Here is an 18,616-nt window from a genome sequence, read left to right on the forward strand (position 1 = left end):
CAGTGCGGTCTCATGTCGATAGGAAAAAAGTACGAAATCGGGCCTGCAATCGGGCCCCGGACGGACAACCACGTCAAGCATCCGCATCACCGTCCTCGGCAATCGTCATCAAATCGCGTGCACCGAGCTCGAGGAGTTCACGCGCAACCGCGCGTCCCAACTCGTCGGCACGCTCGGGCGATCCCACCGTGGACGCCCGAATCACGTCGGAGCCGTCGATCGCGGCGGCACAGCCGCGCACCGACAGTTCCTCGAACACGTGGCCGTCGTCGTCGATCGACTCGACGACCTCGGCGATCGCGCCGACCGGCGCGGTGCAGCCCGCCTCCAGCTCGGCGAGCAGCGACCGTTCCGCGACGACGGCGGCGCGGGTGGCCGCGTCGTCCAGCTCGGAGAGGACCGCGATCAGCTCCGGGTTGTCGGCACGGCACTCGACCGCGAGCGCACCCTGCGACGGCGCGGGCAGCATCTGCACCGGCTCGAGCGACTCGGTGATCGCGTCGGTGCGGCCGATGCGGGACAGGCCGGCGCGGGCGATGACGATCGCGTCCAGCTCGCCGGAGGCGACCTTGCCGAGGCGGGTGTCGATGTTCCCGCGCAGCGGCTCGATCTCGAGTCCCAGGCCGAGGGCGCGCAGCTGGGCGCGGCGCCGCGGCGCGGACGTCCCGATCTTCGAACCGGGCGGCAGCTCGCCGAGCACCAGGCCGTCGCGGGCGACGAGCGCATCGCGTGGATCCTCACGCGGCGGCACGGCGGCGATCACCAGCTCGTCGGGCTGCGCGGTAGGCAGGTCCTTGTACGAGTGCACGGCGACGTCCACCTCGCCGGCCGCGAGCGCCTCGCGAAGTTCGGCGACGAACACGCCGACGCCGATGCGCTGCACCGGTCCGGCGGTGACGTCACCCTTGGTCTTGATGATCACCAGCTCGGCCGGGTGACCCGCGGCGATCAGCGCATCCCGGACGGTCCCGGCCTGCGTCGTGGCCAGCAGGCTGCCGCGGGTGCCGATCCGCAGGGTGCGGGTGGTGGCGTCGGTCTGCGAGCCGATGCTCGGGTCGACGGCCGGCGACTGGACAGCGTCGGTGCTCATGCCTGCGCATCCTTTCCTGAAACATCGGGGCCGCTGGTGAATTCACCGAGATCGATCGGCGCGGCGACGGCCTCCGCCGCACCCGGGCGCAGCTCGAACAGTTCGCGCAGCGCGGCGGCGTACGAATCACCGCCCGGCGTCGAGGCCAACTGCTTGACCCGCACGGTCGGTGCATGGAGGAGTTTGTCGACGACACGGCGGACGGTGCGCGCGACCTCGTCACGCTGCGGATCCTCCAGACCCGGCAGGCGCGAATCCAGGCGCATCAGTTCCGCCTCGACCACCTCCGCGGCGCGCTGACGCAGCGCAGTGACGGTCGGGGTGACCTCGGCCAACCGCTGGGAGGCCAGGTACTGGGCAAGTTCGGAGGCCACGATTCCGCGGGCGGCGTCAGCGTCGGACGCGGCGGCGCCGGCGGCCGGGTCACGCTGCAACGCGGCCATGTCGAGCACGACCACCTCGGGCAGGCCGGCGACGGCGGCCTCGACGTCGCGGGGCAGACCCAGGTCGCAGATGACGAGCGGGCGGCCCGCCTCACGACCCTGCCGAGCGAGCGCGAGGTGGGTGTCGGCGAGCGTGACGACGGAGCCGACCGCGCCGGTACAGGTGACCAGGACGTCGGACTGTGCCATCGCGTCGGGCAGCTCGTCGAAACCCATCGCGATCGCGTCGATGCCGTTACCGACGGCGGTGGCCGCGAGGTGCTCGGCCCGCTCACGGGTGCGGTTGACGACGAGGATGCGGCCGATCCCGGCACGGGTGAGGTGTGCGACCGACAGGCTGCCCATCGCGCCGGCGCCGAGGACGACGGCGGTGCGGCCCACCAGACCACCGTCACCGAGGATCCCGGCGGCACGGTCGAGGGCGACGGACACCACGGAGGCACCGGCGGCATCGATCCCGGTCTCGGAGTGGACCCGCTTGCCGACCCGGAGCGCCTGCTGCGCCAGTTCGTGCAGCGCCCGCCCGGCGGCCTGCTGCGCGTCGGACGCGGCGTACGCGGCGCGGATCTGTCCGAGGATCTGCTGCTCGCCGATGACCATCGAGTCGAGGCCGCTGGCGACCGCGAACAGGTGCTCGGCGGCGGCCTCGCTGTAGCGGACGTACGCGTGCTTGTGCAGCTCGGCGAGATCGAGACCGGAATGCTCGCTGAGCAGGTCGGCGATCTCGGTGAGCGCGCCGTGGAACGCGTCCACGACCGCGTAGATCTCGATGCGGTTGCACGTCGAGACGATCATCGCCTCCGACACGTGGGCCGAGGCCAGCATCTTGTCCGTCAGCTTCGGGCGGTCCGTGTCGGTGACCGCTATCCGCTCGAGGACGGAGACGGGAGCGCTACGGTGCGAAATCCCGACGAGAAGCACACTCACGGCCTGATCACCGATCCGTTTCTGGTCGAAGCGCCGACCGCCGCGGATGCGGCGGCAACCTGCTGAGGAAATTGCTCCTCGTTGCGGGCCATATTGAACGACAGAACCTGCATCTCCATGGCGAGATCGACCCGACGCATCTCGACGTGGTCAGGGATCTCCAGCGCGAGCGGAGAGAAGCTGAGGATGCAGCGGAGGCCGGCGCCGACGAGCAGGTCGCACACGTCCTGGGCCGCGCTGTCCGGGGTGGCGATGACACCGATGGTGGCCTCGAGATCACGGCACGCGTCGGCCAGCTCGGCGACGTCACGAACCGTCAGACCGCCGACGCGGGCACCGACGACGTCGGCGTCCTTGTCGAACAGGCCCACCATCGAGAAGCCGCGGCGGTCGAAGCCGCCGTATCCGGCGAGCGCACGACCGAGATTGCCGATGCCCACCAGCACCACGCGGTGGCCACGATCGAGGCCCAGCGCGGATTCGATGCGGGCCCGCAGCCGGGTGACGTCGTAGCCGACGCCGCGAACTCCGTTGGGACCCAGGAACGACAGATCCTTGCGCAGCTTGGCCGATCCGACACCGGAGGCCGTGGCGAGTTCCTCGCTCGAGACGATGAGCGCACCCTCGTCGGCGAGCACTCCGAGGACCCGCAGGTATGTCGCGAGACGCGTCACCGTAGCCTGGGGAATGTCCCGGTACTGCGGAGCCGGAGGCGTTTCACGCCGCGGAGCGGACGGAGCAGCCCCGGCGACGCCGCGGGCAACTGCCCCCTGCGCCTGGTGCTGTTCGGTCACGTCGATGGCTCCTCGTCCGGCCGGCCGTGTACCCCGGCCTTCGCACAGGTCCGGGGGGTTTGTTCACACCACGGTAACCGCTTGTGAAGCCATGCACAAAGTTGCTCGACGGGCCCCGGACGTGCTCTCACCTGCAAAGCGACCGGAATCCTCGATCCGGGGTGACCCTTCCCACTCCCCCGCATGCCCGGCGCCCGCCGGGGTGAACTCAGCTCGCGGAGAGGTCGGCGCGGAGCCGTTCCTCGTCAACCTCCCAGTAGCTGTGCTCCTTGCCGTCGAGCAGGACGACGGGCAGCCGGTCCCCGTATTCCGCCCGCAGATCGGGATTGTCGGCGGCGGCCTCGTCGACGTCGACGCAGGTCAGTTCGAGTTCGTACTCGCGGCAGATCTCGTCCAGCAACTCGCGGGCGGGCGCGCACGCGCCGCAGCCGACGCGAGTGAGAAGTGTGATCCGGTTTCGCGACTGATCCATACGCACCAGTGTTCCCCACCGCCCGGGAGACCGGCCGGACAGCCTGCGCGATGCCGTTCCGCAGACCGTTCCGTTTCGAGACGAACATCACACGCCGCGGACCCGGCCTCGATCCGACGGGATCGACGCATGCACGCGGGCTAGGGTGAGCCAGAGGTGTCTGCGACGCGGGAGGTGCGAGTGCCTGGGCGATCACTGCCGATCGGCGCGAGATTCGGTGTGGGCCTGTCCGGGATTCTGCGCCCCGGCCGCCGCCGGATCCGGAATCTGCTGGGTCCGAGCGAGGCCGAACTACGCGCCAATCTGGCCGGCGAGGCCAGCGCCGACGCCGCCCTCGCCCTCCAGGAGGCCGAAGCCCTCCAGGAGGCCGAAGCACTCGAGGCGGCCACACTCGAAGCGGCCACGCTCGAAATCCCCGAGGCACTCGAGATTCCCGAGGCGCCGGAACCGCCGGCGGAGATCGCCGTGCCCCGCGACCTCACCGCTGCCGCGTTCTTCGACGTCGACAACACGATGGTGCAGGGCGCGTCGATCATCCACTTCGCCCGCGGCCTCGCGGCCCGGAAGTACCTCAGGACCTCCGACCTGGTCGACTTCGCGTGGAAGCAGGTCAAGTTCCGGGTCACCGGCAAGGAGAACAGCGACGACGTCGCGGAGGGCCGGGAGAAGGCGCTGTCGTTCGTCGCGGGCCGCTCCACCGCCGAGCTCGCCCGCCTCGGCGAGGAGATCTACGACGAGGTGATCGCCGACAAGATCTGGGACGGCACCCGCGCGCTCGCACAGATGCACCTCGACGCCGGTCAGCAGGTGTGGCTCGTGACGGCCACCCCCGTCGAGCTGGCGCAGGTGATCGCCAAACGTCTCGGACTCACCGGCGCCCTGGGCACGGTCGCCGAGAGCAAGGACGGCGTGTTCACGGGCCGCCTCGTCGGCGACATCCTGCACGGGCTCGGCAAGGCGCACGCGGTGCGCACGCTCGCCGTGCGGGAGGGTCTCAACCTCAAGCGCTGCACCGCATACTCCGACAGCTACAACGACGTCCCGATGCTCTCGCTCGTCGGCACCGCCGTCGCCGTCAATCCCGACGCCGACCTGCGCGAGCTCGCGCGGAACCGCGGCTGGGAGGTGCGCGACTTCCGCACCGGACGCAAGGCCGCGAAGATCGGCGTGCCGACCGCCCTGCTGCTGGGTGCGGTGGGTGGTGCGGTGGGCGCGATCCTCAGCCGTCGACGTGACCGGGCCCTGATCGCCGAGCTCGCGGCCCGCCAGGACGCGGGGCGGGTTCAGCCCATGAAGACGTTGCGGCGCTGCGCCAGCAAGCGGTAGAGCGTCTGCTGGATCGTCTCGCGGACGTGGTCGGTGACCTCGAACAGCACCATCGGATCGTCGGCCTCGGCGGCGTCGTAGGTGTCGGTGAGGATCGGCGTCCCGAACTCGATGTACCACTTGGACGGCAGCGGAACGAGCCCCAGCGGCCCCAGGTGCGGGAACAGCGGCGTCACCGGGAAGTAGGGCATGTCCAGCAGACGCGCGAGCGGGGCGATGTCGCCGATCTTCGGGTAGATCTCCTCCGATCCCACGATCGAGCACGGGATGATCGGCGCGCCGGCGCGCATCGCGGCGGAGACGAATCCGCCGCGGCCGAACCGTTGCAGCTTGTAGCGCTCGGAGAACGGCTTGCCGATGCCCTTGTAGCCCTCGGGGAACACCGCGGCCACCTCACCGCCGCGCAGTAGGCGCTCGGCGTCGGGGTGGCAGGCCAGGGTGTGCCCAGCCTTGCGGGCGATGTTGCCGACGACGGGCATCTCGAACGCCAGATCGGCGGCGAGCATCCGCAGCGCGCGATGCTGCGGATGGTGATCGTGCACCGCGACCGACGTCATGAGCGCATCGATGGGGACCACCCCGGCGTGGTTGGCCACCACCAGTGCACCGCCTGTGGCCGGGATGTTCTCGACGCCGCGGACCTCGACCCGGAACCACTTCTCGAACAGCGGCCGGAGCGCGGGCAGGAAGACACCGTCGGCGAAGTGCGGGTCGTAACCGAACTCGTCCACCTCGTAGTCCCCCGCGAGACGCCGGCGCACGAAGCCCGCGGCACCCGCCACCTGACCCACCAGGCGATCGCGCAGCCCGTCGAGCAGTGACCCGCCGTCGTGCTCGGTGGCACCTGCACCACCCTCAGCGGTATCCGCCTCACCGACCGGCTCGTCCGATGCCGTGAACACGCGATCGGCGCCATCCACGGGCGGACGCCGATTCGCCGCGCGGGCCGGCGACGGACGTGTACCCGAGCCGCCGTGCAGCGGGATCACCTTCGCCACCTCGTTCACAAGAGCCCCCTGCCCATTCGATCCGCGGTTCACCTGTTCTGCTGTCCGGCCCCGCCTGGTGCGCCTGCGAGCGCGAGCACCGTCGATTCTGCCCGGTCGATCCATTCGGGCCGGATCACCGGCGTCAGCCCGGTACCGCGCACGAAGTCGTCGAGTGCCTCCATCGTCGTCCATCGCGGCTCGAATCCGAGTTCGGCCCGCATCCGGGTGGTGTCGAGCCCGCACCCGAAGTGGAAGTAGTCGAGTTGTTCCCGCGTGAACGAACGCATCTGCGAGCCCATCAGCGCGCGCCCGGCGCTGCGGAACAGCGAGAACGGCATCGGGACCTCGACGCGGCCGGCCCGCCGGATCGCCTGCGACATCATCACTGCGCCGTCTCCCGCGACGTTGAACGTTCCCGCCGGACCGGTGAGGGTGGCCCGGCTGAGCGCTGCCAGTGCGTCCTCCTCGTGGAGCAGCTGCATGCGGGCGTCGCGGCCCAGGATGCTCGGGACGATCGGCGACGACAGGTACCGCGCCACCCAGCCGTGCAACCGCGGTCCCATCAGTGGTCCGAGGCGCAGGATCGACACGGCGATGTCGGGGCGTCGCCGACCCAGTCCCCGGGCATAGCCCTCGATCTCGATGCAGTCGCGCGCCCACGCGCCCTGCGGTGGACGCCGCGCGCCCATCTCCTCGGTGAACTTGGCGGGATCCTTGGGACTGCCGCCGTAGACCGCCGAGGCGGACCGCAGCACCACCTTGCGCACGGTGGGGGCCTTCTGGCACACCGCGAACAGCTGCATGGCGCCGATGACGTTCATGTCCTTCATCGCCGCTCGGCTGCCGGATTTCGGCGCCTGGGCGACGGTCGCGGCATGCACGACGGTGTCGACATCGGCCCCGCGGATCACCTTGCCGATGAGCGGGTTTCGAATGTCCGCGCGGACGAACTCGGCGCGGCCCATTCGGCGCATCATGTCCTTGCTGGGCGAGACGGCATCGACCGCGATCACCCGCTCGATGCCCGGCTCCTGTGCCAGCCGCGCCACCAGGAACCCGCCCGGGAACCGGCTCGCGCCCGTCACCAGCACCACCTTCGGTGGCTGCACACCCCGCTCGTCAGGACTCACCCGTACCCCCGTCCATTCGCCCCTGCGGGGAGCCTAACGAATCCGCGGCGGGTGGCAAGGGTTCCGCGCGAGCCTTTACGCCCTGGCAACACGATCGACGGAGAAGATTACGAATACCCGAAATGCGCGGATGCCCGCCACCTGACGGTGACGGGCATCCGGGTGCAAGTTCTTACTTGCCGAGCTTCCGACGCTGGACGCGCGTGCGACGGAGCAGCTTGCGGTGCTTCTTCTTCGACATGCGCTTGCGGCGCTTCTTGATCACTGAACCCATGGTGGGTGTTCCTCACAGTCTTCTATAGCGTTCAGCGCACGCCGGTCACGTACGCCTGTGTCTTCCTCTGGCGCTGAGGCCTCGTTGCCACTGGTCGCTTTCACGACCCCAGCGCCTGACGACACCGGCTGGCTGGTACGACGACTCACGATCGTACCGGGGCGGGTGAGCTCGACGAAAACCGAGGCTCACCCTATCGATTCCGGCAGGTCAGCCGGCGTCGAAATACGAGGTCTCCAGATAGTCGTGCACGGCCTTGGCGTGCACGCGGAAGGACCGCCCCACACGAACTGCGGGCAGTTCACCGCTGTGCACCAGCCGATACACGGTCATCTTCGAAACCCTCATCAGCGTCGCGACCTCCGCGACGGTGAGGAACTGCGTCCCGGCGAGGCTTGCGTTACCGGGGCTGTCTTGCTTACCGGACTTGTCTGGCTTAGCCGGCTTTGCTGGGTTTTCAGGGGATCCCATCTGTCCACTTACCTCCGGCACATGTCGCGCCGCCGGCTTCCCCTCCGGCGGAACAGACACGCACGTGCTGACACGAGCTTAGCGGGACCAGAGGGATTGGTGCGACGGGTGTTGCAAACAAGATCGCTAATTGCGATCTACTCGGGCGACACCCCGAGTTCAGCCGAGCGGTCACGAGCGGCCGCGAGGGCTTCGTAGAAGGCCGTCCGGAGGCCGCACCGCTCGAGTTCCCGCACCGCCGCGGCGGTGGTGCCCCCCGGCGACGTGACGGCCGCCCGCAGTTCGGTGGCGTTCTCGCCCGACTGGTCGAGCATGGCGGCCGAGCCGACCATCGTCTGCACCACGAGCTCACGCGCCGTCGCGCGGGTGAGGCCCAACGCGACACCGGCGTCGATCATCGCCTCGACAGCCAGGAAGAAGTACGCGGGACCGGAACCGGACACCGCGGTCACTGCATCGATCTGCGACTCCGGAACGGTCGTGACCGTGCCGACGGATGCGAGGATGCTGCGCACCAGGTCCAGATGCCCTGCCTTGACGTGGCGTCCGGGCGCGATGACGCTGGCGCCCTGCCCGACGAGCATCGGAGTGTTCGGCATGACCCGGACGACCGGGAACCCGGCGGGCAGCTTCGCCTCGTACCGCGCCGTGGGGATGCCCGCGGCCAGGGAGACCAGGAGCTGCTCCTGCTCGCCGTCGAGATCCACCTTGCTCATCGCCGTCAGAACCGAGTCCACGTCCGTGGGCTTGACCGCGACGACGATCACGTCAGCGCCCTCGGCCGCGTCCTCGATCGTGGTGACGCGGATCGAGTACGTCGCGGCCAGTTCCTGGGCACGCGGCTCGTACTGCTCGGCGACAACCAGGTCCCGGGTGGCGTGACCACCCTGCAATAGTCCAGAGATCAGGGCCTCACCGATCTTGCCGCCACCGATCACCGCAATTCTCGTCATACCGCCCAGCCTGCCACGGCCCGAGATCGGGGCAATCCCCCGGTACCGGGCGGTGTGACGAAGCAGTCCCCGGGTGAGCGGTCAGCGGGGAATCATGGCCAGCTGACGGCTCTGCACCACGACGGCGCCGGTGGAGTCGAGCACGGTGTGATCCTCCTCGAACCACGTGTCGCCCAGCACCGTCGAGCTCGCCATCACCCGCAACCAGCCGGGGGCCGGCTGTCGGCGCAGGTACGTCGTCAGCTGGACGGTGGGCGCCCACCCGAACATCCCGCGGTTCATCGTCACCGGCGCGCAGATGTCACCGGTCATGATCGCGAACATCGCCGCGGTGGCCGGGTCCTCCTCGTCGGCAGCCCACGGCCGCGCCCACATGCGAACCTGCGGCTCGCCCTGCTTCCCGCTGAGGAAGTGGGCCGACGACCCGTCTACGCGCAGATCGCAGCCCTGCGAGACGTGCACGATCTGGGCCATCGGATGGTCCTTCGAGAGCACGTGCGCCTCGGTTGTCGGCTCGGCCGGCAGTTGCGCGAGCGACTGCACCTCGGCGTAGTGCGGCTCCCCCGCGTCCGGCACACCCAGCGTCACCGCCGCGTGCACCGCGGGCCGACCGGCCTGCGACAGCTCGACGTCGACCAGCGAGACCTGCCGTCCCCGCTTGCGCACGGTCGCCACGAGATCGACGTCGCCCGGGTCCGGGGCGGCGAGGTAGTTGGCGCTGACGGCCAGTGGCTGGACGGCCGGGTCGACGGGCATCCCACCTGGCGCCGTGCGGATCAGCTCGCGCCGTGCGGCGGCCGCGCACAGCGCCATCATGCAGCCGCCGTGCACCTTGGGTCCGATGGTCCAGATCGGGTCGATGTGGGCGCCGTACCGGCCGGCGACACCATCGGGACCACCGCCCTGCGGGGTGACGGCGGTCAGATCCCGGAACGGGTGGGCGGACACTGCGTTGTCGGAAGTCACTGCTCGTCCTGTCTGTGGGGGTCGGTGAAGTCGTCGAAGGTGCGGCCCGCGAAGCTCGCGGCACCGATGTCCTGATGTGCGAGCCGGCGCAGTGCGGCGAGGACGGGTTCGTAGATCGCGGTGCCGAGGACCGCGTACTCCACCGCGGATTCGACGGAGTCGGTAGGCATCAGTTCGAGGTCGACCTCGGCGATCCCGCGGATGTGCCGGCCGTACGCGTCGAGGCGTTCGTCGGTCATCGGGATGCCGACGTCCTCGGCGGCCGCGAGGGCCCGGTCCAGTTGCGCGACAGCGGGATACGAGGGTTCGTAGACCTGGCCGAGGCGTTCGAGCACGGCCCGCGCGCGAGGGTAGTCGTTCGACTGCTCGGCCGATTCGACCGGATACGGCGGCAGCGCGGCGAGCGCGCGTCCGACGGTGTCGAAGACCGTGTCGGCGGGCTGGTCGACGAGGCGGACGACGGTGCGGATCTTGCCCAGCGGCAACCCGACGCCGGCGAGTGCCTTGATGAGCGCGAGCCGCCGCACGTGCTGCTCGCCGTACTCGGCCTGCGTCGCGCTGCTCGCCTCCCCGGGCATGAGCAGGCCCTCGCGCAGGTAGTACTTGACGGTCGCGAGGGGCACGCCGCTGGCGGAGACCAGTTCGGAGACCCGCATCCCACCGCTCCTGCCCGTGCCGACTATTGACACCCACCGTCATCGGGTCGACGATGAACTCGTACTGGATAGCTCAACTATCCAATTTCGGGTTCGAGCCTACCGCACACGAGGAACTCACCATGGATCCCGTTCTCACGATCGTCGTCGGCGTCACCGTGCTCACGGTGGTCGGCATCGCGTCCGGCGGCGCGTTCCTGCTCCGCATCCTCACCGGACATCAGGGCGCCAACGACCTACAGAAGAGTTTCTTCCGGGCAGGGCACGCCCACGCCGGCGTCCTCGTCACCCTCGGTCTCGTGCTCGCCACCCTGACCACGGTGGTCGATGTGAGTCCCGGCTGGGCCGCGACCGGCGCGATCGCCGTGCTGGCGTCGGCGATCTTCATTCCCGCCGGGTTCTTCCTGTCCGTCCTCGGACGCGACCCCGCGAAACCGGGCCCGATGCTCGCGTCGATCTGGGTCGGCGCCGCGTGTCTCGCGGTCGGGCTGGTGATCTCGGGGATCACCGTGATCAGTGCGGGGGTCTCTGCGCTGTAGACCGGGGGCGGGATCAGCGGCGCAGGTGTTCGCGCGCGAAGCTCAGCGCCTGCCCCAGCATCGACGCACGCTCGGACCGGGTGCGGGCGTTCTGGGTGTTGATCTCGATGACGGCCTGCCCGGCGAACCCGCTGTCGACGAGATGTCGGCACACTTCGACGCAGGGCTGGCTGCCGTGCCCGGGAATGAGGTGCTCGTCGATCGACGCGCCGCGCCCGTCGGCCAGGTGCAGGTGGGCCAGACCGCTGCCCATCCGGTTCGCGAGATCCAGCGCATCCATGCCCGCGGTCGCGGTGTGGGACAGGTCCAGCGTGTAGTGCCGGTGATCGGAGTCGGTGGGGTCGTACGACGGGCTGAACGCGGACAGCGCCGCACCCGGCCCCCCGCGTCGACGCAGCCGCTGGGCCGACTTCTCCCGGCCGCCGAAGAAGCTGTCGGCGCGCATCGGGAACATGTTCTCCACCGCCACCACAGCGCCGGTCTTCTCTTCGAGACCCGCCACCTGGTCTGCGAAACCGTCGGCGTAGCGGCGCTGCCACCGGAACGGCGGGTGCACCACCACGTTCGACGCACCCAGCGCCTCCGCGGTCGCGACCGAGCGGTCCAGCTTCGCGATGGGGTCGGCGCCCCACACGCGCTGCGAGATCAGCAGGCACGGCACGTGCACCGCCTGAACGGGCACCGCGTACTTGCGGACCAGCCGCTGGACCGCCGAGACGTCCTGGCTGACCGATTCGGCCCACACCATCAACTCGACGCCGTCGTAGCCGACCTCGGCCGCATACCGGAACGCGGCCTCGGTGTTCTCGGGGTACACCGAGGCCGTGGACAACCCGACGAGGATCTTCCGATCCGGCATTGCTGGTCTCCCCACGACGTACCCTTCGCCGGCGTCCGGTCAGCTCGTGCCGAGCAGGAAGGCGAGTGGGCCCAGGGTGACGAACACACCCGCGACGACCGCGATCACCAGGCTCGTGATGTCGTCCGTCCGGCGCAGGATCCGCACCATCGCGACCAGGCCGACGATCACCAGGACCGCGAGCACCAGCGCCACCATCGGCAGCATGTCCCACAGCTTCTCGAAGCCCTTGAACATCAGCGCGCCGGCGACCAAGGCGACCGCACCCTGTCCGAGCAACACCGCCCACTGCTTGGCTCCGCTGGCCTCGGGCTCGTCGTCGAGGTCCTCGAGATCCCCGAAGTCCCCGAGATTCTCGTTGTTCTCGAGATCGGCGTCCGAGTCCACGTCGCCGTCCGTCTCGGCGGCGGCACGCTCGTTCCCCTGACGCATCAGGTCGCCGGCGAGGGTCTGCCCCGACAGCAGCCTGGGCTCGGGCGCCCCGCCGCGCGCGGGGGCCGGGCCCGACTCGATCACCGTCGTCGACGCCACGGATCGCCAGCCGGCGTTCGTTCCCCTCCCGGTCGGCCCGTCGTCCTTCACGGCCGGCGCGACGACGGTGGGCGCGTCGTCGGCCTTGGCCGCCGCTCCCTTCGCCGCGCTGTTCGCGGACGCCTTCGCATCGGCCCGGGCATCGCGCTTGTCCTGCGCGTCGGCGTCGGCGAGGGTGAACACGGCCGTCGCATCCGACTCCGGCGCGGGGGCCGGTGCCTCGGCGGTTGCAGCGGGTCTCGCGGGAGCCTTGGGTGCTTCGGGAGCCTTGGGGGCTCGAGGCGTTGGGGGGGCCGGGGCAATCCGAGCCGCCTTGGGCGCTGCAGGAGCCTCGGGCCTCGCCGGGACCGGAGTCTCGGCCGCCTTCACCGGCTCCGGGGCCGCGGTCGCCTTCGCCGGCACCTCCGGCGCCGGGATCTGCGCAGCAGCCGGGGTCTCGGGATCGTCGTCGGACTCGCCGGCCGTGCGCCCATTGCGGACCGCCGGGAACTCGCCGGTCAGTTCAGCGACGGAGATGCCGCCCTTGACGCCGCGACGTCGTCGGCCGCCACCACCGGCACCGACTCGCTGGCCGTTACGGGCCAACAGCTCCGCAACCGAGATTGCTTGGCTGTCACCTTCGGGCTCCGTCATCGAGCGCTCACCACCAGTTCTCCACCCATGTCCGTATCGAGCTTGCGAAGAATCAGACCCTCACGCAGTGCCCACGGGCAAATTTCGAGCGTGTCGACCCCGAGCGCGCGCATGCTGGCCTCCGCAACGAGAGCTCCGGCCACGATCTGCTGGGAGCGGTCGGAACTCACGCCCTCCAATTCTGCACGGTCCGACGCGGTCATCCGCGATATGAAGGCGATCAGCTGGCGCAGGCCGCTCGATGTGAGCGTCCGTGTGACGCGCGGACCTGCGGCGGACGGCGCGGCACCGGTGAGTCGGGCCAGTGACCGGAACGTCTTGGACGTGCCGACGCAGCGGTCGGGCTCGCCGCCCGCGCGCAGCTGCTTGGCCGGGGCGACCAGTTCGGCGTCGAGCCAGTCGCGCAGCACCGCGACGCGGCGCTTGCCGGGCGGGTCCTCCTGCAGCCAGTCGCGGGTCAGCCGTCCGGCACCCAACTGGAGCGAGAACGCGGTATCGGGATCTTCGTCACCGCCGCATGTCAGCTCGAGCGAGCCGCCGCCGATGTCGATGTTGAGGATGCGCCCGGCGCTCCACCCGTACCAGCGCCGCACCGCCAGGAACGTCAGCCTGGCCTCGTCGACACCCGAGAGAACCTCGAGGCTCACGCCGGTCTCGGCACGCACCCGGGACAGGACCGCCTCCGAGTTGTTGGCGTCGCGCACCGCGGACGTCGCGAAGGCCATCAGCTCACCGCAGCCCGACGACCTGGCGATACCCGCGAAATCGTTGACTGTCGTGACCAACCGGTCGGCACCGACGGCCGTGATGTCTCCACGGTCGTCGGTGTTCTCGGCAAGCCGCAGAGTCGCTTTCGTGGAGCTCATCGGCGTGGGGTGCCCACCACGATGAGCGTCCACCACGAGCAGGTGGACGGTGTTGCTTCCGACATCGAGTACCCCAAGGCGCACACGGTTACGGTACTGGGTCTACCGTCGGGCACTGTGACAGCAGGCAGCACCACGGGCTCCGACAAGTTGGTGCCCGCACCAGAAGTGGATCTGGACTTCCCCCGCGAATGGGTGCAGTTCGTCGACCCAGAAAACTCCGAACACACCATCAAAGCCGACCTGACGTGGCTCCTTTCCCGCTGGACCTGCGTCTTCGGCAGCCCGGCGTGCCAGGGCACGGTGGCGGGCCGCCCGGACGACGGGTGCTGCTCGCACGGCGCCTTCCTGTCCGACCAGGAGGACAAGGACAAGCTCGACGCCTCCGTGAGGATGCTCACACCGGAGGACTGGCAGTTCATGGAGAAGGGCCTCGGCAAGAAGGGTTACGTCGAGGAGGACGACCTCGAGGACGAGCCGGCGCTGCGGACCCGCCGCTACAAGGGCGCCTGCATTTTCCTCAACCGTCCGGGCTTCGAGGGCGGCATCGGGTGCGCGCTGCACAAGATGGCGCTGCGCAAGGGCATCGAGCCGCTCGAGGTGAAGCCCGACGTGTGCTGGCAGCTGCCGATCCGCCGGACCCAGGAGTGGGTCGACCGGCCGGACGGCGAGCAGATCCTCGAGACCACCGTCACCGAGTACGACCGACGCGGTTGGGGCGAGGGCGGCGAGGACCTGGCGTGGTACTGCTCGGGGTCCCCCGACGCCCACGTCGGCGCCAGGCCGGTGTGGCAGTCGTACGCACCGGAGCTCACCGAACTGCTCGGCAAGGCCGCTTACGACGAACTGGCGTCGCTGTGCCGGCGTCGCGAGGGCCTGGGCCTGATCGCGATCCATCCCGCGACCACCGCGGCGCAGCAGAAGAAGGCCTGACACGTACCGGCCTTCCGGCCGAATGTCACATCGGTTCAGTCCCACTGAACGGATGTGACATTCGGCCGTCATGCGGGCCGCAGGATCACTCCTCGAGCTTGTAGCCGAGTCCGCGGACCGTCACCAGGTGCTGCGGCTTGCCGGGGTCGGCCTCGATCTTGGCGCGCAGACGCTTGACGTGGACGTCGAGGGTCTTGGTGTCGCCCACGTAGTCGGCGCCCCACACCCGGTCGATCAGCTGTCCGCGGGTGAGGACCCGGCCCGAATTGCGCAGCAGGTATTCGAGCAGGTCGAACTCCTTGAGCGGCAACGCCACCGGTTCACCGGCCACGTGGACCAGGTGCCGTTCGACGTCCATCCGCACCGGACCGGCCTCGAGCACACCGTCGTCGGGGCCGGCGTCGGCCTCCGCGTCGGTACCACGGCGCAGCACGGCCCGGATTCGGGCGATCAGCTCTCGGGCCGAGTACGGCTTGGTGACGTAGTCGTCGGCGCCGAGTTCGAGCCCGACCACCTTGTCGATCTCGCTGTCACGGGCGGTGACCATGATGACCGGGACCGACGACTTGGCGCGCAACTGCTTGCACACGTCGGTTCCGCTCATGCCGGGCAGCATGACGTCGAGCAGGACGATGTCGGCGCCGGAGCGCTCGAACTCGGCCAGCGCGGACGGCCCGTCACCGACGACGGTGGTTTCGAAGCCTTCCTTGCGCAGCAGGAACGCCAGCGGGTCGGCCAGCGACTCCTCGTCCTCCACGATCAGCACACTCGTCAACGGTTGGCCTCCAGACTTGTGCCGCGTCGATTCACGACGCGGCTTTCTTCTCGATCATTGCGGGTTTGCGGGTGTCGCCGGGCTCGAGGGCGTCGGCGGGCACGGACTCGAAGTGTGCGGGAATCTGCAGTGTGAAGGTCGATCCGGTGCCGGGCCGGCTCCACAGGTCGATCGCACCGTTGTGGTTGGCGGCGACGTGCTTGACGATCGCCAGCCCCAACCCGGTGCCGCCGGTGGCCCGGGAGCGGGCCTTGTCGACGCGGAAGAAGCGTTCGAAGACACGCTCCTGATCCTCCTTGGCGATGCCGATGCCGCGGTCGGTGACGGAGACAGCCACGTTGTCGCCGCGTACCGAGCGGCTGACCGACACCGCGGTGCCCTTCGGCGAGTACGCGATGGCGTTCTCGACGAGGTTGGACAGCGCCGTCACGAGGAGGGTGCGGTCCCCCATCACCTCGAGCCCGCTGGGGGCGTCGGTATGAACCGTGATCTCGGCGGCCTCGGCGGCGACGGTGGACCGGCGCAGCGCCTCGGCGATGACGTCGTCGACGTCGACCACGTCGAGGTCGGGCAGCTTCTCGGCGCCCTGCAGCCGCGAAAGCGCGATCAGTTCGGTGACCATGTTGCCGAGCCGCGCGGATTCGCTCAGGACGCGTTGCCCGAAGTAGCGCACCGAGTCGGGGTCGTCGGCCGACTCGAGTAGTGCCTCCGCGAGCAGCCCCATGGCGCCGACCGGCGTCTTGAGTTCGTGGCTGACGTTCGCGACGAAGTCGCGGCGGGTGGCCTCCATGCGGACCTGTTCCGAGTCGTCGTCGGCGAACACCACGACGAAGCGGCGGTCCTCCTCGCTCAGCAACCGCGCGACGCCGCGCACGGCCATCTTGGCGCGACCGCGCTGGGTGGTGCGGGTCGTGAGGTCCATGTCGACGGCCTCGCCGGTCTCGAACACCTCGGTGGCCGCGACCCACGCGCGGTCGTCGATCATCCGGTTGCGGACCAGCCCGAGTTCCTCGGCACGCGGGTTGAACAGCACGACGTCGTTGAACTTGTCGACGACGGCGATGCCGCTCTCGGAGGTGAGAACGATGAGGTCGAGGACCTGCGACATGGTCAGCCCGGCCTGGGCTTGCTGTCGCCGGGCGTGACGGGAGCCGAGCCGGGGAACCACCACGCCGCCTACGATGCAACCGGCGATGGCGGTCGCGACGGCCAGCATTACGGCCTGAACAACAGTCACACGTGAATCGTACGTTCGGCAGACCGGCCGCCGAAGCCGGGTGTGACGGTTTTCTCGCACGTCACAGGCCCGTGAGCTGGAGTTTCCGACCCGTTCACCCGGAGTTTGCGAAAGGCCCCCGCCGCTTCCGTTCCGGAAGTGGCGGGGGCCTCGGTCAAACGACTACGCAGGGGCTACTTGGCGCCCTGGTTCGCGACGGCCGCGGCGCCGGCAGCGGCGGCGGCCGGGTCGAGGTAGGTGCCACCCGGGTTCAGCGGCTCGAGGTTCTCGTCCAGGTCGTAGCGCAGCGGGATGCCGGTGGGGATGTTCAGGCCCGCGATGTCCTCGTCGGAGATGCCGTCGAGGTGCTTGACGAGGGCGCGCAGCGAGTTGCCGTGCGCGGTGACCAGGACGGTCTTGCCCGCCTTCAGGTCGGCCGCGATGGTCTCGTCCCAGTACGGGATGAGGCGCTTGACGACGTCGAGCAGGCACTCGGTCAGCGGAACCTCGGGCAGGTCGGCGTAGCGCGCGTCCTGGTCCTGGCTGTACTCGCTGCCGGCCTCGATCGCGGGCGGCGGGGTGTCGTAGCTACGACGCCACAGCATGAACTGGTCCTCGCCGAACTCGGCCTTGGTCTGGGCCTTGTTCTTGCCCTGCAGAGCGCCGTAGTGGCGCTCGTTGAGACGCCAGTCGCGCACGACGGGGATCCAGTGGCGGTCGCACGCGTCGAGCGCGAGGTTCGCGGTGCTGATCGCGCGGCGCAGCAGCGACGTGTAGAGGACGTCCGGGAGCAGGTTGTGCTCGGCGAGCAGTTCACCGGCACGCTTGCCCTCGGCCATGCCCTTGTCGGTGAGGTGCACGTCCACCCAGCCGGTGAACAGGTTCAGCGCGTTCCATTCGCTCTCGCCGTGGCGGAGCAGCACAAGTGTTCCGGTACTCATGCCGTCAATCCTGGCATGACGCCTTTTCGCCGTCGCGCGAGCCGTCGACTCGGCCCCGATTCCGCCACCACCGATGGTCCGCGGCGCCGACGGTGAGTTCGACGTGCGGATCGGCGGCGACGGCCGCTTCGCCGAGGTGTACGGGACGGGACGGGCCGGACACTGGCAGCGGTGGTGGTCCGCCCCGACGGCCGTCCGGGACGCCGGGGCGAGAACCCGACCGTCGCGTCGCTCGTCGGCCACTTGCACCGGACACTGCTCCCCCGCGACGCACTCCATGTTCGCGATGGTCGGGCCCACCGAGCTCAGGACGATGTCGTCGCGGTCGAACGGGATGGCGTGGGACACCGGGCTCATCTCCGACATGCCGTAGCCCTGCCGGACCCGGCACGACAGCCAGTTCGCGACGGCCTTGCCGAGTTCCTCGTCGAGCGGCGCGGCACCCGAGAAGATGGTGTGGACGCTCGACAGGTCGTACTGGTCCACCAGCGGATGCTTGGCGAGCGCGACCGCCACGGGCGGCGCGACAAAGATGTAGGTGCACTTCTGTTCGGCGACGATCCGCAGGAACTCCACCAGGTCGAACCTCGGCATCGTGACCAGGCTCGCGCGCTCGTACAGGGCCGCGTTGAGCAGCACGGTCATGCCGTAGATGTGGAAGAACGGCAGCACCGCGAGGATCTTGTCCTCTGCGGAGATGCCCATCCGTGGATGGATCTGGCACACGTTGGCCACGAGGTTCCGGTGCGTGAGCATGACGCCCTTGGGCCGGCCGGTGGTGCCCGACGAGTACGGCAGCACCGCCAGGTGTGTGGCCGGGTCGAACGACACC

At 69.6% G+C, this 18,616-nt stretch carries 20 protein-coding genes and 1 pseudogene; 3 read left to right on the forward strand and 18 right to left on the reverse strand.

The window, feature by feature from the left end; translation table 11 throughout:
- Positions 1-73: 73 nt before the first annotated feature.
- The 4 genes from hemC to HUN07_RS21480 form a co-directional block, all read right to left on the reverse strand.
- The gene (hemC, locus tag HUN07_RS21465; protein WP_254622626.1) at positions 74-1,090 is read right to left on the reverse strand and encodes a hydroxymethylbilane synthase; all 1,017 of its coding nucleotides are present in this window, start codon (positions 1,088-1,090) and stop codon (positions 74-76) included.
- Positions 1,087-2,460: a glutamyl-tRNA reductase gene (locus tag HUN07_RS21470; RefSeq protein WP_114718704.1), complete on the reverse strand. Its 1,374-nt coding sequence runs from the start codon at positions 2,458-2,460 to the stop codon at positions 1,087-1,089. The genes hemC and HUN07_RS21470 overlap by 4 nt, the downstream gene beginning before the upstream one ends.
- On the reverse strand, positions 2,457-3,254 hold the full coding sequence (locus tag HUN07_RS21475; RefSeq protein ID WP_174912621.1) for a redox-sensing transcriptional repressor Rex: 798 nt from the start codon (positions 3,252-3,254) through the stop codon (positions 2,457-2,459). Before HUN07_RS21475 ends, HUN07_RS21470 begins: the two co-directional genes overlap by 4 nt.
- Positions 3,255-3,462: 208 nt before the next feature.
- Entirely contained in the window at positions 3,463-3,726 is a 264-nt protein-coding gene (locus HUN07_RS21480; RefSeq protein ID WP_114718702.1) for a glutaredoxin family protein, read from the reverse strand.
- Positions 3,727-3,906: 180 nt separating this feature from the next.
- Between HUN07_RS21480 and HUN07_RS21485 the strand changes: the two genes are divergently transcribed.
- Complete coding sequence (locus tag HUN07_RS21485) at positions 3,907-5,052, forward strand: HAD family hydrolase (RefSeq protein WP_174912624.1); 1,146 nt, start codon at positions 3,907-3,909, stop codon at positions 5,050-5,052.
- Here the strand turns inward: HUN07_RS21485 and HUN07_RS21490 are convergent.
- The 7 genes from HUN07_RS21490 to HUN07_RS21520 form a co-directional block, all read right to left on the reverse strand.
- Positions 5,010-6,059 (reverse strand): lysophospholipid acyltransferase family protein, encoded by a 1,050-nt coding sequence (locus HUN07_RS21490; protein ID WP_174912627.1) that lies wholly within the window; start codon positions 6,057-6,059, stop codon positions 5,010-5,012. The two genes, HUN07_RS21485 and HUN07_RS21490, sit on opposite strands and share 43 nt — an antisense overlap.
- Positions 6,060-6,088: 29 nt before the next feature.
- Positions 6,089-7,150 (reverse strand): NAD-dependent epimerase/dehydratase family protein, encoded by a 1,062-nt coding sequence (locus HUN07_RS21495; protein ID WP_397484246.1) that lies wholly within the window; start codon positions 7,148-7,150, stop codon positions 6,089-6,091.
- Between the two features lie 193 nt (positions 7,151-7,343).
- Positions 7,344-7,445 (reverse strand): 30S ribosomal protein bS22, encoded by a 102-nt coding sequence (locus HUN07_RS21500; protein ID WP_003402602.1) that lies wholly within the window; start codon positions 7,443-7,445, stop codon positions 7,344-7,346.
- A gap of 210 nt (positions 7,446-7,655) precedes the next feature.
- Complete coding sequence (locus HUN07_RS21505) at positions 7,656-7,916, reverse strand: helix-turn-helix domain-containing protein (protein WP_114718699.1); 261 nt, start codon at positions 7,914-7,916, stop codon at positions 7,656-7,658.
- Positions 7,917-8,053: 137 nt separating this feature from the next.
- Positions 8,054-8,869: a pyrroline-5-carboxylate reductase gene (gene proC, locus HUN07_RS21510; protein ID WP_114718698.1), complete on the reverse strand. Its 816-nt coding sequence runs from the start codon at positions 8,867-8,869 to the stop codon at positions 8,054-8,056.
- Positions 8,870-8,950: 81 nt separating this feature from the next.
- Entirely contained in the window at positions 8,951-9,817 is an 867-nt protein-coding gene (locus HUN07_RS21515) for a thioesterase family protein (RefSeq protein WP_174914935.1), read from the reverse strand.
- 14 nt (positions 9,818-9,831) lie between these two features.
- Positions 9,832-10,491, reverse strand: a complete 660-nt coding sequence (locus tag HUN07_RS21520; protein WP_114718697.1) for a MerR family transcriptional regulator — start codon at positions 10,489-10,491, stop codon at positions 9,832-9,834.
- Between the two features lie 122 nt (positions 10,492-10,613).
- Between HUN07_RS21520 and HUN07_RS21525 the strand changes: the two genes are divergently transcribed.
- On the forward strand, positions 10,614-11,030 hold the full coding sequence (locus HUN07_RS21525; protein ID WP_174912633.1) for a hypothetical protein: 417 nt from the start codon (positions 10,614-10,616) through the stop codon (positions 11,028-11,030).
- A 13-nt stretch (positions 11,031-11,043) separates the two neighbouring features.
- Here the strand turns inward: HUN07_RS21525 and HUN07_RS21530 are convergent, their stop codons facing one another.
- Genes HUN07_RS21530 through HUN07_RS21540 form a run of 3 tightly spaced genes read right to left on the reverse strand, consistent with a single transcriptional unit; the run spans position 11,044 to position 14,003 of the window.
- The gene (locus tag HUN07_RS21530; RefSeq protein ID WP_174912636.1) at positions 11,044-11,889 is read right to left on the reverse strand and encodes a sugar phosphate isomerase/epimerase family protein; all 846 of its coding nucleotides are present in this window, start codon (positions 11,887-11,889) and stop codon (positions 11,044-11,046) included.
- Between the two features lie 39 nt (positions 11,890-11,928).
- Positions 11,929-13,053, reverse strand: coding sequence for a hypothetical protein (locus tag HUN07_RS21535; RefSeq protein WP_174912638.1), 1,125 nt, complete (start codon positions 13,051-13,053; stop codon positions 11,929-11,931).
- Entirely contained in the window at positions 13,050-14,003 is a 954-nt protein-coding gene (locus HUN07_RS21540; RefSeq protein WP_114718693.1) for a Ppx/GppA phosphatase family protein, read from the reverse strand. The genes HUN07_RS21535 and HUN07_RS21540 overlap by 4 nt, the downstream gene beginning before the upstream one ends.
- On the opposite strand from HUN07_RS21540, the gene HUN07_RS21545 reads away from it, so the two are divergent.
- Positions 13,941-14,852 (forward strand): hypothetical protein, encoded by a 912-nt coding sequence (locus HUN07_RS21545; protein WP_254622627.1) that lies wholly within the window; start codon positions 13,941-13,943, stop codon positions 14,850-14,852. The genes HUN07_RS21540 and HUN07_RS21545 overlap by 63 nt on opposite strands.
- A gap of 85 nt (positions 14,853-14,937) precedes the next feature.
- Here HUN07_RS21545 and HUN07_RS21550 read toward each other — a convergent pair whose 3' ends face one another.
- The 4 genes and pseudogenes from HUN07_RS21550 to HUN07_RS27125 form a co-directional block, all read right to left on the reverse strand.
- Positions 14,938-15,627, reverse strand: a complete 690-nt coding sequence (locus HUN07_RS21550; protein WP_174912641.1) for a response regulator transcription factor — start codon at positions 15,625-15,627, stop codon at positions 14,938-14,940.
- A 31-nt stretch (positions 15,628-15,658) separates the two neighbouring features.
- Positions 15,659-16,864, reverse strand: coding sequence for a sensor histidine kinase (locus HUN07_RS21555; protein WP_114718691.1), 1,206 nt, complete (start codon positions 16,862-16,864; stop codon positions 15,659-15,661).
- Positions 16,865-17,037: 173 nt separating this feature from the next.
- On the reverse strand, positions 17,038-17,793 hold the full coding sequence (locus tag HUN07_RS27120; protein ID WP_174914940.1) for a phosphoglyceromutase: 756 nt from the start codon (positions 17,791-17,793) through the stop codon (positions 17,038-17,040).
- Positions 17,794-18,066: 273 nt separating this feature from the next.
- Positions 18,067-18,615, reverse strand: a pseudogene (locus HUN07_RS27125) (AMP-binding protein); the annotation flags it as partial.
- Between the last annotated feature and the right edge of the window lies 1 nt (position 18,616).

This window comes from Rhodococcus sp. W8901, from assembly GCF_013348805.1.
In the GTDB taxonomy this organism is placed as follows: domain Bacteria; phylum Actinomycetota; class Actinomycetes; order Mycobacteriales; family Mycobacteriaceae; genus Prescottella.

Coding starts and splice junctions, on each gene's coding strand:
- hemC (WP_254622626.1), bottom strand. CDS start 1,090: ATGAGCACCGACGCTGTCCAGTCGCCGGCCGTCGACCCGAGCATCGGC.
- HUN07_RS21480 (WP_114718702.1), bottom strand. CDS start 3,726: ATGGATCAGTCGCGAAACCGGATCACACTTCTCACTCGCGTCGGCTGC.
- HUN07_RS21500 (WP_003402602.1), bottom strand. CDS start 7,445: ATGGGTTCAGTGATCAAGAAGCGCCGCAAGCGCATGTCGAAGAAGAAG.
- HUN07_RS21505 (WP_114718699.1), bottom strand. CDS start 7,916: ATGGGATCCCCTGAAAACCCAGCAAAGCCGGCTAAGCCAGACAAGTCC.
- proC (WP_114718698.1), bottom strand. CDS start 8,869: ATGACGAGAATTGCGGTGATCGGTGGCGGCAAGATCGGTGAGGCCCTG.
- HUN07_RS21520 (WP_114718697.1), bottom strand. CDS start 10,491: ATGCGGGTCTCCGAACTGGTCTCCGCCAGCGGCGTGCCCCTCGCGACC.
- HUN07_RS21525 (WP_174912633.1), top strand. CDS start 10,614: ATGGATCCCGTTCTCACGATCGTCGTCGGCGTCACCGTGCTCACGGTG.
- HUN07_RS21530 (WP_174912636.1), bottom strand. CDS start 11,889: ATGCCGGATCGGAAGATCCTCGTCGGGTTGTCCACGGCCTCGGTGTAC.
- HUN07_RS21535 (WP_174912638.1), bottom strand. CDS start 13,053: ATGACGGAGCCCGAAGGTGACAGCCAAGCAATCTCGGTTGCGGAGCTG.
- HUN07_RS21545 (WP_254622627.1), top strand. CDS start 13,941: ATGAGCGTCCACCACGAGCAGGTGGACGGTGTTGCTTCCGACATCGAG.